We start from the raw sequence: 13004 nt of genomic DNA, 5'->3' as shown, positions 1-13004 counted from the left end.
GGACCCCACCCCCCATGGAAAGCAGGGAACATGTTCGAGCGAGAAGCGAACCTGGAAGTCGACGTCGAGATCCGCGACGACCTCACGGCGGTGCTGACCGTGGGGGGTGAGCTGGACATGGAGACGGCCGCCGGCCTTGAGGACCGCCTCTCGGAGCAGTTCGGCCAGGGGCGGCGCCGCCTCGTCCTCGACCTGTCCGCCCTCGACTTCATGGACTCCTCGGGGCTGAACGTCCTGATCCGGGCGGTCAACAGAGTGCGGGAGAGCGGCGGCGACCTGTACCTCGCCGCGCCGACCCCGGCCGTGCGCCGCATCCTGGAGATCACCGGCGTGACGATGACGATCCCGCCGTACGACGGTGTGGCGGACGCGCTGGCCGCGGCCGTCGCCGCCGGATAGCGGACGGGCGGCGCGGTCGCCGCGCACGGGACCGGCCAGGAGAAGAGGAAGGGGAAGAGGAAGAGCGTGCACGAGATCGCCGAGATCGAGCAGGCGCTCCGCCGGGCGGCTCCGCACCGGCTCGTCGGGGTCGTCGAGGACGCCCTGAGGGAGCACTGCGGGGCACTGCGGGTGGAACTCCGCCTGGCCGACTACGGCTTGCGGTCCCTCCAGCTCGTCGGCCACGTCTCCGGGGCGGATCCGTCGGTGCCGATCCACGACAGCCCCCAGGGGCGCGCCTTCGGCGCCCAGGAGCCGCACGTGGTGCGGGAGCCCGGGGCGCTCCTGCTCCACCTGCCCGTCACCGTCCGGGGGGACCGGCTGGGGGTGCTCACGGCCGAGCTGCCGCCGGAGGCCGACCTCAGACCGCTGCTGCCCGGGCTCGCCCAGGTCTGCGAGGCGCTCGGCCACGAGATCCTGGTGGCGGAGCGCGACACGGACCTGTACGTCCTGGCGCGGCGGGCGACGCGGCTCACGCTCGCGGCGGAGATGCAGTGGCAGCTGCTGCCCGGCCGTTCCTGCGTCCGTCCCGAGTTCGCCCTCGCCGCCCATCTGGAGCCCGCCTACGCCATCTTCGGCGACAACTACGACTGGTCCGTCTCGGACGGCCGGTTGACCCTGACGGTCACCAACGGCATGGGGGAGGGCATCGAGGCCGCCCTGCTGACGAACCTCGCGATCAACGCGCTCCGCAACGCCCGCCGGGCCGGCCTCCCGCCGGCGGACCAGGCCGCGCTGGCGGACCAGGCCGTGTACGCCCAGTACCGGGGCGAGGCCTTCGTGTCGGTGCTGCTGCTCCGCTTCGACCTGGCCACGGGCGAGGTGGAGGCCGTGGACGCCGGTTCGCCCCGGCTGTGGCGGCAGCGGGGACAGACGGTGGAGCCGGTCGGCTTCGAGGCGCAGCTGCCCCTCGGCATGTTCGAGGACACCGTGTACGTGACCGAGCGGTTCACGGTGCGGCCGGGCGACCGGCTGCTGTTCGGGAGCGACGGGGTGTACGTGGCCGTCTCGCCCGCGGGGGAGAGCTATGGGGACCGGGCGCTGGCCCGTGCGCTGCGGGGGACGCGGCTGCTGCCGCCGACCCAGGTGCCGCAGGCGGTGCTCCGGGAGCTCGCCGAGCACCACGGCGGGAGCCCGCTGGAGGACGACGCCCTGGTCGTCTGCCTCGACTGGCACGGCACCGTGTGATCAATTGTCGTGCGGCAACTGTATCCTTGGGGCAACAGTCGGCGGGTGCCCGGAAGAACGCCGTCGACCACGACCAGAGGTGGACATGAGGACAGGGGATGTGCGCCCGGCCGGAGCCGGCGGCGCGGGGGGATCAGGCCGAACTGACGTCCTTCAGCGGTGCGGGGGCGGGTGACGAGGCGCCGGCTCCGCCCCCCTCGACGGCCTCGTGGAAGCCGGTGAGTCCTCGCAGCAGCGCCTTGCGGCTCGTCGGCGACATGTCCGCGATGACCGCGAGCAGGGCCTCCTCGCGCTGGGCCCTGAGGTCCCGCAGGTACGCCTTGCCGCGTGCCGTCAGGTGCAGTTCCAGCTGCCGGCGGCTCACGGGGCTGGGCAGCCGCCGGACGAAGCCCAGCGCCTCCAGCCGGTCGCACATGCGGCTCACCGAGGGCGGCGCGGAGCCCAGCAGCTCGCCCAGGGTGCGCAGGCTGATGCCCTCCTCCCGGTCCAGGCTGTACAGCACGCGCAGCTGACTCGCCGAGACGGGTGTCGACGACACCATGTCCCGGCCGCGCTCCCACAACACCTCCAGCAGCTCGATGAGCTCCCGGGCGTACTCGGCCGTCCGCTGCGGTTCCCGCGGCGGCGGGGCGGGGTTGCCGTTCATGCCTGCCGACCCTCCTCGGACGTCCAGGGCCGGGGACGGCGGCCTCGCGACGGACCGGTCATTTCCACATCTCTCCAGAAGGCGGTACGGATCCGGTGGATCGACACGTGACAGTGGAAGGCGCACTGCGCGGGGCGGCACCACACCTCCTCCTGGACTCCCTCCGTACCAGTCTCGCGGACCTGTACGCCGCGACCTCCGCCGACCTGCTGCTCGTCGACTACGGATTCACGACCCTGCGCCCCGTGGAGCCCGTCCAGGCACCTGCCGGGATGCCGCACGCGCCCGTGGACGCGGGCCCCGCCGGCCGCGTCTTCCGCACCCAGCAACCATATCTTTTCCGTGATGTCGGGCCCACGGCGACCGTTTACCTTCCCGTCACGGTCCGCGGCGACCGGTTCGGGGTCCTGGTCGTCGTCCTGCCCGCGGACCGGTCCGGCCCCACGGCCACCGCGAGCCTCGCCCGGGTCGCCGAGACCCTCGGCCACGCCCTGCGCGTCGCCGACCGCCACACCGACCTCTACCGCCGCACCCGCAGGACGCACGCCCTCAGCGTCGCCGGGGAGATGCAGTGGGACACCCTGCCGGGCCGCGCCTGCGCGGCACCGGCGTTCGACCTCCACGCCCACTGGGAGCCCGCCTACGGCTCCGGAGGCCACCTCCTGGACTGGAGCGCCACCGACCGGGACCTGGTGGTCGTCGTCGCCGACGGCGCCGGCCCGGGCACCCCGGCCGCCCTGGCGAGCACCCTCGCCCTCACGGCGATCCGCAACGCCCGGCGGGCGGGCCTCGACCTGGTGGCCCAAGCCAGCCTCACCGACCAGGCGCTCTACGGGCAGTACCGCGGCGAGCACCCGCTCTCCGCCCTGCTGCTCCGGCTCGACCTGACCACCGGCGAGGCCGAGGTGGTGGACGCCGGTTCGCCGACGCTCTGGCGCGTCCGCCCCACCGCGACCGAACGCATCGAACTGGACCGCCAGCTGCCCCTGGGCATGTTCGAGGACACCGTCTACGCCCCCCAGCGCCTGCGCCTCCTCCGCGGCGACCGGCTCGTCTTCGTCGCCCACGGCACCGGGGAGCCGACGGCGGACGACGCGCACGAGGCGCCGGACGGCCCCGTCGCCCGCGCGCTCGCCGGCGCCCACCGCCGGAGGGGCGCGGACGTCCCCGGCGCCGTCCTGCGGGCGCTGCGCGGAACGCGCCGTGGCGCGCCCGACGCCGTCCTCGTACTCTGTCTCGACTGGCACGGCCACGAGGCCGGACCCCCGGGCGGGGAACCGCACGAGGGCCCCGCGTCGACCGCGCCGGCGTCCCCTTGACGCGCCGCCGGCGGATGTGATCCGCACTGCGGGCGGTGTGGGGACCATGAAGAGGGGAAAGGCGGGTACGAGGAGCCCAGCCGCAGACCCAGGACGAGGGGAGTACCAGCGCCATGACGGACGCGCTCACCGCGGAACGCGCGGTCCCGGAGCCCCTGCTGTCCGCGGGTGCCGTCTACCACGACGCCGCCCGCGGCGGGGCGATCGCCTCCGCTCGCGCCTTCACGGCCGAGTTCCTCGCGACCGCCCCGACCGTGCTGCCCGGGCCGGTCGCCCTGGAGCGCGTCGAACTCGCGCAGCTGGTGGTCAGCGAACTGGTCACCAACGCGATCCGGCACACGGCAGGCCCCTGCCGGCTCCTTCTCGAACTGGGCCGCGACAGCCTGGAGATCTCGGTCTTCGACCAGGAGGCCGCCGCTCCCGTCCCTCGCGGACACGACCCCCGCCGCATCGGACAGCACGGCGTGGAGATCGTCGTCGCCGTCTGCGAGAACCTGACCGTGGAGCCCGCGCCGGAGGGCAAGCGCGTCCGCGCCCGCCTCTCCCTCCTGCCGGACCAAGCCGACCCGGCGACCCCCGCGGACCCGCGACCGCGCTGACGCCGCCCACGGCGCGCCGACGGCACGCGAAGACCCCCGGGAACCCCGGGGGGCCTCGCACGCGACCTCGCTCCTGAAGGCGGTCACCGGCGGTCGGCCGCACGTCGGCGGGCCCGGCGTGCCGGCGACTGCCGCTCGGTCTCGGTCAGCCCGCCCCACACGCCGGACGGCGGATGGGGCTGCGCCAGGGCCGAGCGCAGGCACGGCTCCCGTACCGGGCACCGGCGGCAGACCCTCTTGGCCTCCTCCGCCTGGGCGAGGGCCGGGGAACCGGTCCCCACCGGGAAGAACAGATCGGGGTCGACCTCCTGGCAGGCCGCGTCCGCGCGCCGGCTTTCCATCGGAACCTCCGGTGTACGCGTAGGGAGTCCTGTCCCCGTTCGCCTGACCGCTCGTCCGGCGGTGAAACCCGGGGCCGGGCCGTCCCACGGCGTCACGGACCCCGTCGCGGCCCGCGGGGGACGGGCATGACGCTCCACCACGCCATCGCCACACCGATGACGAACACCAGGACCAGCACGACCGGCACGACGGAATCCTTCCGGGAGCGGACCTCGTTCGAGGACCGACTGACCGTGAACGCCACGCCGAAACGCGCTCCTCCGTCATGAATCCGGAGCGAAGGGGAACACGGAACGGGACAGTGACGTCCACGCCGGTCCCCGGGCCGCGAGCGTCCGTCGGCACGACGTACACGGAGGAAGCAGAGGGTGTTCTCGGTCGAGGTCGAGGAGGAGGGGCGGGGCACCGTGCTGGTGCTCCGGGGCGAGCTGGACCACGACAGCGCCGTCCAGCTGGACGAGGCGGGACGGAGGAGCGCGGGAGCCGCCGACGGCGCGGCGCGGCCCGTCGTGGCGGACCTCGCCGCCCTGACCTTCTGCGACTCCAGCGGCATCAGCGCCCTGCTCCGGCTCCACCGCCACCTGTCCGCCCGGGGAAGGCCCCTCGGACTCGCCGCCGTGCCGCGCACCGTCCGGCGGCTGTTCGCCCTGACGGGGCTGGACCAGATCTTCACCGCGCACTCCGACGTGCACGAGGCATTCGCCGCGGGGCCGGTCCGGCCGGACACCGCACCAGGAGCCGGAGCACCGGCGCGGCAGAACAGGAAAGAGAGCGCATGAGGCGCGTACCGGGTCAGCACCCGCACCGGCCCGACCCGGCGGAGGACTTCGGTCCCGCCGCCCCCGCGCAGGACGACCTCAGAGTCCTGTTCGGCGAGACCACCGCGGTCTTCGCCTCCCTCGCCGGCCCGGCGCACATGGTCGAGAGCGCCAACCCGGCCTTCTTCCGGGCCATCGGCGCCGACCCGCGCGTCCGCACCGGCATGCCCCTCGGGCAGCTGCTGCCCGACCCCGCGGGGCGGGGGCTCATCGGTCTGCTCGACCGCGTCTACCGGACGGGCACCCCCCGCACCGGCCGCGACGCGCGGGTCCAGCTCGACGACGGCGCGCAACCGCGCGAGGCCTTCTTCGACTTCAGCTACGAGCCGCGCGTGGACGCGGGCGGCAACGTCACCGGCGTCCGCGTCATCGGGGTGGAGACGACACAGGTGAAGCAGGCCCAGCGGTTCACGGCGGAGCACCGCCTGCTGCTGGAACAGATCGCCCGCCAGGCGCCGTTGCCCGACGTCCTCGACGGAATGGCCCGGGCGATAGAGGAACTCTCCCCGGAGGACCTGGTGGTCTCCGTCCTCCTCGCCGACCCCGACGGCCGGCGCCTGCTCCACGGCGCGGCCCCCAGCCTGCCCGACTTCTACAACCGGGCCATCGACGGGATCGGCATCGGCGAGGGCGTCGGGTCCTGCGGCACCGCCGCACACCGCCGCGCGACCGTCATCGTCGGAGACATCGCCACGGACCCGCTGTGGGACGACTTCCGCGACCTGGCACGGCGCGCCGACCTGGCCGCCTGCTGGTCCACCCCCGTCCTCGGACGCGACGGGACCCTCCTGGGCACCTTCGCGATGTACCACCGTGTCCCGAGGCTCCCGCAGGCGGCCGACCTCGCCCTCGCCCGTCTCTTCGCCGACACCGCGGCGCTCGCCGTGGAGCGGCAGCGGGCCGAGGCCGCCCGCAGGGCGGCCGAGACCCGGGAGCGGGCAGCGCGTGGCGACCTCGCCTTCCTGCTCCAGGCCAGCACCGCCTTCACCGCCGACCTCGACGCCGTCCAGACCCTGGAGCGGCTGGCCGCCTCCTGCGCCCCGCGCCTGGCGCCACTGTGCGCCGTCGACGTGGTGGAGAACGGCCGTCTGAGCCGCGTCGCCACCGCCGCCCCGGACGAACGCCTGCGGCAGGTCCTCGCCTCGCACGCCCCGGTCTACGACGCCGACGACGACGCCGTCGCCCGTGTCCTGGCGACCCGCGCGAGCGAGATCGCCCGGCGCGCCCCCTCCGGCCCGGGCCCCTGGCAGGACCTCGGTGCCACGGGATACCTCTGCATCCCGTTGCTGGACAGGGGCACCGCCTTCGGCGCCGTGACGCTGCTGTCCACCGAGGCGGAGCCCTTCGACGGCCACCGCGTGGCCCTCGCCGAGGAACTCGCCCGCCGTGCCGCCTCGGCCGCCCGCAACGCCCGCCAGTACACCCACCGGGTGACCCTCGCCAGGGACCTCCAGGCAGGGCTGCTCATGCCGGAGATCCCCGACGTACCGGGCGCGGACGTCGCCACCTCCTACCATCCCGCCGGCGAGGGCCTCGACATCGGCGGCGACTTCTACGACGTCTTCCCGCTGGACGACGGGCGGTGGGCGTTCCTGCTCGGCGACGTCTGCGGACGCGGAGCCATCGCCGCCGCGACCACCGCCCTGGTGCGCCACACCGCGCGTGCCGTCGCCCCCCTCCTGCCCGGCCCCGAGGACGTCGTCGCGGCCGTCAACAGGGCCCTCGTCAACCGGCCGGACAGTCACGGAACCGGCTTCGTCACCCTCGTCTACGGCACGCTGACCCCCGCCCGGCACGGCCTGGACATCGAACTGGTCCGTGCCGGCCACACCTTCCCGCTCCACCTCGACGCCCGACACACCACCCGTCTCGTCGACGCCCCCGGATCCCTGCTCGGCATCTCCGCCGACACCGACGTCGTCACCCGCACCCTCCGTCTGGGCCCGCACGAGAGCCTGCTGCTCCACACCGACGGGATCACGGAGGCGCGCGACGGCGCGGACGAGCAGTTCGGTGAGGCGCGACTCGCCGCGGCCGTCGCCGGCGCCCCGCCCCGCCCCTCGGCCCAGCAGCTCGTCGACGCCGTCACCCACGCGGTGCGCGACTTCACGGGCGGGCAGGAGATCGACGACGACCGGGCGGTCCTCGTCCTCACCGCCACCGGAGGCCCGTCCGGTGAAGGGGCCGTGTCGGAACCGTGAGGGTCACGGGGGGAAAGGCGGGGCGCGTACCGGAGCAGAAGGGTTCACTTGATGCGCGGCGCCCCCTGCGCGAGGGTGGACGGACGAGCCGTTGTCGACGAGGAAGGCGGCGGGCCACGACGCAGGCCACGCATATGACTGTTTTCGAGGACGAGTCCGGCCGCTCCCGGGAGACCACCGGAGCGGGAAGCACCTCCTGGATCGGATCGCCGCACCCGGCGGTGGTGGCGGACCGCGACGGCGGCGTCGTCGAGTTCAACGCCGCGGCCGCCGACCTCTTCCCCCGGATGAGGGTCGGCACGTGGCTGGACGAGGTCGTCCCCGGATGGCTCGCCGACGCGCACCGGCGGCTCGCCCGCACGACCCGCGCACCCGTCGCCGCGGCCACGGCGTCGGCGGGACCCGCCCCGCTGCGCGGCAGCCACGACGGCCGCCTCCTGAGGGCCCACCCCACCGAGTCCGGTCACGGCGACGTGGCCTGGTGGCTGGTCGACGACTCCGACCTGACGGCCGCCCAGGACGCCCTGCGCACCGAACGGGAGCGCCACGCGATCCTGGCCGACGCGTCCACCCAGCTGCTGGCCTCGCTCAACCCCGACCGCTGCCTGGAGAAGGCGGCCCTGCTCGCCGCCGACCACCTCGGCGACGCGGCCCTCGTGATCTCCCCGCCCGTCCGGAACCGCCACGCGGTGGTCACCGCCATGGCCGGGGGCTTCGAGCGGACCCAGGTCAATCTCGACCCGGCCGTCGTGCCGGGGCTCGCCGAGGCGCTGCAGGGATTCCCGCCGGTGCCCGCCCGCTGGATCGACCCGGCCGAACTCCCGTCATGGGCCGTGCCGGAGGACTTCGGCGGGCCCCCGGGCTCCGTCGCCATCTCCCCGTTGCCCGGCCACGGCGTGCCCGCGGGCGCGCTGATCCTGCTGCGGCGCGGCGGACGGCGGGCCTTCGACGCCTCGGAGGAGCTCTTCGCCCGACTGTTCGCGGCCCGCGCCGGCGCCGCCCTCTCCGCCGCGCGCCTCTACGCCGAGCAGGCCCGCGTCACCCGCGCGCTGATCGCCGAGCTCCTCCCGCCCCGGCTCCACCACGTCGACGGGGTCGACTTCGCCGGCGGCTACCGCACCTCCCAGGACACCGAGCGCATCGGCGGCGACTTCTACGATGTCCACCCCGGCACCGAGGACGGCCCGGAGACGCTCGCCGTCCTCGGCGACGTGTGCGGCAAGGGCCTGGACGCCGCCGTGCTCACCGGCCGGATCCGGAGCACCGTGCACGCCCTGCTGCCCCTCGCCGGGGACCACCAGAACGTCCTGCGGCTGCTCAACGGCGCGCTGCTGACCGCCCGGCACACCCGCTTCGCCACCCTGGTCCTCGCCTCGGTGCGGCGCACGGGCGGCCGGGTGCGGCTCCGCCTCACCAGCGCCGGCCACCCCCGCCCGCTCGTCCTGCGCGCGACGGGAGAGGTGGAGGAGGCGGACACCGGCGGGACCCTGGTGGGCGCCCTCCCCGTCGTCACCAGCCGGTCGGCGACCGTGGACCTGTCGCCCGGCGAGACCTGCCTGCTGTACACGGACGGAATCACGGAGGCCCGCGGCGGCCCGCTCGGCTCGGCCATGTTCGGCGAGGACCGGCTGCGCTCCGCGCTCGCCGAGTGCGTGGGACTCCCTGCCGAGGCCGTCGTCGAGCGGGTGCAGATGATCGCCGGCGACTGGGTGGGCCGCGGACCTCACGACGACATGGCGGTCGTCGCCATCACCGCGCCGCACACCACCCACCTGTCGGCGGTGAACGGCCACACCCGGGGCAGGTACACCGCATGACCACGCGAACCACGCGGACCACGGACACCGCGACCGACGGCCTCGCCACCACCCGCCGACGGCTGTGGGCGGCCCTGGAGGCCAGGGACGAACCGGCGGCCGCCGCCGCCGTCCTCGGGGCCCACGACGCCGGGGTCCCGGCCGAGGACCTCCTCCTCGACGTGATCGGCGCCGTCCAGGCCAGGGTCGGCACGGAATGGGCCGCGGACCGCATCGGGGTCGCCCAGGAACACGCCGCCACGGCCATCCAGGAACGTGTCGTCGCCGCCCTCTCCCGGCGCACGGCCGACGGGGCCGGCCACCGGCCGGAGGACGGGCCGGGGACCCGGCGGGTCACCGTCGCCTGCGTCGACGGCGAGTGGCACGCCCTGCCCGCCCGTCTCCTCGCCGAGGTCCTGCGGGGCCGGGGCTTCCTGGTCGACTACCTGGGGGCGCACGTCCCCACCCCCCATCTCATCGCCCACCTGCACCAGACCGGCACGGACGTCGTCGCCCTCTCGTCCTCCCTGCCGATCCGGCTCCCGACGGCCCACGCCGCCGTCACCGCCGTCCAGGCGATCGGGCTCCCCGTCCTCGTCGGCGGCGCCGCCTTCGGCCCCGAGGGCCGCTACGCCCGTCTGCTGGGCGCCGACGGGTGGGCGCCGGACGCCAGGGCCGCCGCCCGTCTGCTCGCCGTCGGCCCGCCGGCGCGGGACCCGGCCCGGACCGGTGTACCGGGTGACCTGCCCCATCTCGCCGACCAGGAGTACACCCTGGTCACCCGCGCCCGGACCCAGCTGGTCCGCCAGGTCCTCCAGGGCCTCCAGGAGGCGGTGCCGGCGACGGCCGCGTACACCGAGCGGCAGAGGGAGCGGACCGCCGAGGACATCGCCCAGATCGTCGACTTCCTCGCCGCGTCCCTCTACGCCGACGACGCCGAGCTGTTCACCGGCTTCGTCACCTGGACCGCCGGGATCCTCCGGGCCCGGGGGGTTCCGGGAGGCGCCCTCGTCGCCGCGCTCGACCTGCTCGCCGACGTCCAGTCCGAATTCCCCCGCGCCCGGGCGCACCTCGTCGCAGGGCGACGCGCCCTGGTCCGCCCGTCCGCCCCGCCCGCCTCAGGACTCCACTCGTGAACACCCCAGGACCCACCTTCGACGTCGAGGCCGTCGCGGCGCCCGACGGAATCCTCTCCGTGACGCTCGCCGGCGACCTGGCGTGGGACAGCGCCGACGAGTTGCTCGACGCCGTCCGGGCCCATCTCGACCCGGCTTCCGTCCCGGCGGGCCTCCGCGTCGACTGCGCCGGACTCACCCTCTGCGACTCGACGGGCCTCTCCGCCCTGCTCGCCCTCCACCGGCTGGCCGAGGCCGCCGGCGTCCCGCTGCACCTCGACCGCAGGCCGCCCTTCCTCGACCGGCTGCTCCTCCTCACCGGTACGTACGAGCACCTGACGGGCCGGTCGGCGACCGTCGGGCCGGACGGCGACACCCGGAGCGACACGGCGGAGGGACCCCTGCCCCCCGGCCTCCGGCGGCCGTTCACAACCTTCACCGAACCGTGACACCATCGGCACATCCGCCACGCCGGTACGAGGTGTAACGGGGACGGGACGGGTCAAGCGGACACCGCACCCGCTCGCTGACAGCCCCTCAGCCGGAGGACCCCATGCCCCAGCACCCCGCCGCGCCGCTCCCCGCCCCGCGCGTCTTCACCCAGCCCATGGCGATGGAACTGCTCACCCCGGACACGGCGGTCCCGATCGACACGACCGTCGGGTACGACTCCCGTACCCCCCACGCCCTGACGATCACCTTCCACCTCCTCGGCGAGGAGCCGGTGGTGTGGTGCTTCGACCGAGAGATGATCCTCGCCGGATCCCTCCGGCCCACCGGCGACGGCGAGATCCGGCTCCGTCCCGACCCCGACGGCGGGCTCCTCCTGCTGCTCGGGCCGTCCGGACAGCGCGCCGTCGTCAAATGCGACCAGGAGGCGCTCTGCCGCTTCGTGCGCGAGACCTTCGTCCTGGTGCCGCAGGGCACGGAGGACCGCCACATCGACTGGGGACCGCTGCTCGCGTCCCTGAGGCGCTGACGTGGGCCGCGCCGCAACGCCGTACGGCGGCGCCACCCGCCCGCACGGCGTCCCCGGGCCCGGCCCCTCAGCCGGGACGCCCAGGGGCGTCCGGGCGAAAGCACGCCGTCACGTCCTTGCCCCGTGGACAGGGCCGGGTCCGCACGTCGTCGGCGAGCGCGTCGACGAGGATCAGCCCGCGCCCGCCCAGCGCGCCGTCGTCCGCCCTGCGCTGCTCGGGCACCAGCGGCGAGGCGTCGTGCACCGTGACGTGCAGGCACTCCTCGTCCCAGGTGAGGATCAGCTGCGCGTCGCTGTGGGCGTGCACATGGGCGTTGGTGACGAGTTCGGAGACCGTCAGCACGACGGAGTCCGCCGCGTCGGGGGCGGTACGGTCCCAGCCGATCGCCGCCAGGTGCTCGCGGGTCCAGTCCCGGGCCGTCTTGACGCTGCTGCCCATCGGCAGCGACCGCGCCCAGCCGACGGCCCTCATCGAGGGATCCCGTGTCATGACTCTCCTTCCGGCGGTGGGTTCGGGAGTCCGTCTGCCCCTCCATCGGCGGAGAGGAACCGACCGAAAACATGTGAGGAGACGATGGGTGTGGATGTGAGAAGGCGGGGTATGCGGGCCACCTCAGGGCCGTGCATCCCGATGAGAAGTACACGTGAAAGGGGAATGGTGTGACGATCACCACGCTGTCGACCACGGGAGTCGAGTCCGCGACAGGGACGCTGCCGCAGATCCCGGACACGTCGGCGGTCGCGCCCAAGGACGCGAGGACCCTGTCGAAGGTCTTCTTCCAGGAGCTCGCGACGCTGGAGGAGGGGACGCACGAGTACCAGTACGCGCGCAACACCCTCATCGAGATGAACATGAGCCTGGTCCGCTACGCCGCCGGCCGGTTCCGCCACCGCGCCGACGAGATGGAGGACATCGTCCAGGTCGGCATGATCGGCCTGATCAAGGCGATCGACCGGTTCGAGCTGTCGCGCGAGGTCGAGTTCACCACCTTCGCCGTCCCCTACATCGTCGGCGAGATCAAGCGGTTCTTCCGGGACACCTCCTGGGCGGTGCACGTGCCCCGCCGGCTCCAGGAGGCGCGGGTGGAGCTGGCCAAGGCGACCGAGGAACTGAGCACCCGCCTCGGCCGGATGCCGACGGTCAAGGAGCTGGCCGAGCTGATGAGCCTCACCGAGGAGGAGGTCACCGAGGCGCGGCTGGCCTCCAACGGCTACAACTCCTCCTCGCTCGACGCCGCCCTCAGCGGCGAGGACGAGGACGGCGACGCCTCGCTGGCCGACTTCATCGGCAGCGAGGACCCCGCCATGGCGCTGGTCGAGGACTTCCACTCGCTGGCCCCGCTCATCGCCGACCTCGACGAGCGCGATCGCCGCATCATCCACCTGCGGTTCGTCGAGGAACTGACCCAGGCGCAGATCGGCGAGGAACTGGGCTGCTCGCAGATGCACGTGTCGAGGCTGCTCGCGCGCACCGTGAAGCGCCTGCGCGAGGGCCTGCTCGGCACCGGCTGATCCGACCCGCCCGCACGGCTCCAGGGTTCCCGCGCCGGACACGCGTCCGGC

The 13004-nt window shown here is 74.4% G+C and carries 14 protein-coding genes; 11 read left to right on the top strand and 3 right to left on the bottom strand.

Annotated features, from left to right (window positions below; all coding sequences use genetic code 11):
- The first annotated feature begins 30 nt into the window (after positions 1–30).
- Positions 31–399, top strand: a complete 369-nt coding sequence (locus tag IE245_RS03960; protein WP_189945301.1) for an STAS domain-containing protein — start codon at positions 31–33, stop codon at positions 397–399.
- A 66-nt stretch (positions 400–465) separates the two neighbouring features.
- Entirely contained in the window at positions 466–1626 is a 1161-nt protein-coding gene (locus tag IE245_RS03955; RefSeq protein WP_189945300.1) for a PP2C family protein-serine/threonine phosphatase, read from the top strand.
- Positions 1627–1759: 133 nt separating this feature from the next.
- Here IE245_RS03955 and IE245_RS03950 read toward each other — a convergent pair whose 3' ends face one another.
- The gene (locus IE245_RS03950; protein WP_189945299.1) at positions 1760–2272 is read right to left on the bottom strand and encodes a MarR family transcriptional regulator; all 513 of its coding nucleotides are present in this window, start codon (positions 2270–2272) and stop codon (positions 1760–1762) included.
- A 107-nt stretch (positions 2273–2379) separates the two neighbouring features.
- Here IE245_RS03950 and IE245_RS03945 point away from each other — a divergent pair, with 107 nt between their 5' ends.
- Together IE245_RS03945 and IE245_RS03940 are read left to right on the top strand one after the other, a co-directional pair.
- A complete protein-coding gene (locus tag IE245_RS03945; protein ID WP_229851059.1) occupies positions 2380–3591 on the top strand; it encodes a PP2C family protein-serine/threonine phosphatase in 1212 nt (403 codons plus the stop codon).
- Positions 3592–3704: 113 nt separating this feature from the next.
- Positions 3705–4190 carry an ATP-binding protein gene (locus IE245_RS03940; protein ID WP_189945298.1) on the top strand — a complete coding sequence of 162 codons (486 nt, stop codon included), beginning with the start codon at positions 3705–3707 and terminating at the stop codon, positions 4188–4190.
- Between the two features lie 83 nt (positions 4191–4273).
- On the opposite strand, the gene IE245_RS03935 is transcribed toward IE245_RS03940, so the two are convergent.
- Positions 4274–4531, bottom strand: a complete 258-nt coding sequence (locus IE245_RS03935) for a WhiB family transcriptional regulator (protein ID WP_189945297.1) — start codon at positions 4529–4531, stop codon at positions 4274–4276.
- Between the two features lie 369 nt (positions 4532–4900).
- Here IE245_RS03935 and IE245_RS03930 point away from each other — a divergent pair, with 369 nt between their 5' ends.
- The 6 genes from IE245_RS03930 (at position 4901) to IE245_RS03905 (ending at position 11441) form a co-directional block, all read left to right on the top strand.
- The gene (locus tag IE245_RS03930; protein ID WP_189945296.1) at positions 4901–5311 is read left to right on the top strand and encodes an STAS domain-containing protein; all 411 of its coding nucleotides are present in this window, start codon (positions 4901–4903) and stop codon (positions 5309–5311) included.
- Positions 5308–7551: a SpoIIE family protein phosphatase gene (locus IE245_RS03925; protein ID WP_189945295.1), complete on the top strand. Its 2244-nt coding sequence runs from the start codon at positions 5308–5310 to the stop codon at positions 7549–7551. Before IE245_RS03930 ends, IE245_RS03925 begins: the two co-directional genes overlap by 4 nt.
- A 134-nt stretch (positions 7552–7685) precedes the next feature.
- Entirely contained in the window at positions 7686–9368 is a 1683-nt protein-coding gene (locus IE245_RS03920; RefSeq protein ID WP_189945294.1) for a PP2C family protein-serine/threonine phosphatase, read from the top strand.
- A complete protein-coding gene (locus IE245_RS03915; protein ID WP_189945293.1) occupies positions 9365–10483 on the top strand; it encodes a cobalamin B12-binding domain-containing protein in 1119 nt (372 codons plus the stop codon). Before IE245_RS03920 ends, IE245_RS03915 begins: the two co-directional genes overlap by 4 nt.
- Complete coding sequence (locus IE245_RS03910) at positions 10480–10911, top strand: STAS domain-containing protein (RefSeq protein WP_189945292.1); 432 nt, start codon at positions 10480–10482, stop codon at positions 10909–10911. Before IE245_RS03915 ends, IE245_RS03910 begins: the two co-directional genes overlap by 4 nt.
- A 104-nt stretch (positions 10912–11015) precedes the next feature.
- Positions 11016–11441, top strand: coding sequence for an SsgA family sporulation/cell division regulator (locus IE245_RS03905; protein WP_189945291.1), 426 nt, complete (start codon positions 11016–11018; stop codon positions 11439–11441).
- A 67-nt stretch (positions 11442–11508) separates the two neighbouring features.
- On the opposite strand, the gene IE245_RS03900 is transcribed toward IE245_RS03905, so the two are convergent.
- Positions 11509–11931, bottom strand: a complete 423-nt coding sequence (locus IE245_RS03900) for an ATP-binding protein (RefSeq protein WP_189945290.1) — start codon at positions 11929–11931, stop codon at positions 11509–11511.
- Between the two features lie 170 nt (positions 11932–12101).
- On the opposite strand from IE245_RS03900, the gene IE245_RS03895 reads away from it, so the two are divergent.
- Positions 12102–12953, top strand: a complete 852-nt coding sequence (locus IE245_RS03895; protein WP_189945289.1) for an RNA polymerase sigma factor SigF — start codon at positions 12102–12104, stop codon at positions 12951–12953.
- The last annotated feature ends 51 nt before the right edge of the window (positions 12954–13004 follow it).

Origin of the sequence: Streptomyces roseolus, assembly GCF_014649855.1 — a bacterium.
Lineage (GTDB): Bacteria > Actinomycetota > Actinomycetes > Streptomycetales > Streptomycetaceae > Streptomyces > Streptomyces roseolus.
The sequence above is the reverse complement of the archived record's forward strand: the minus strand, read 5'-3'. Positions and strand labels throughout refer to the sequence as shown.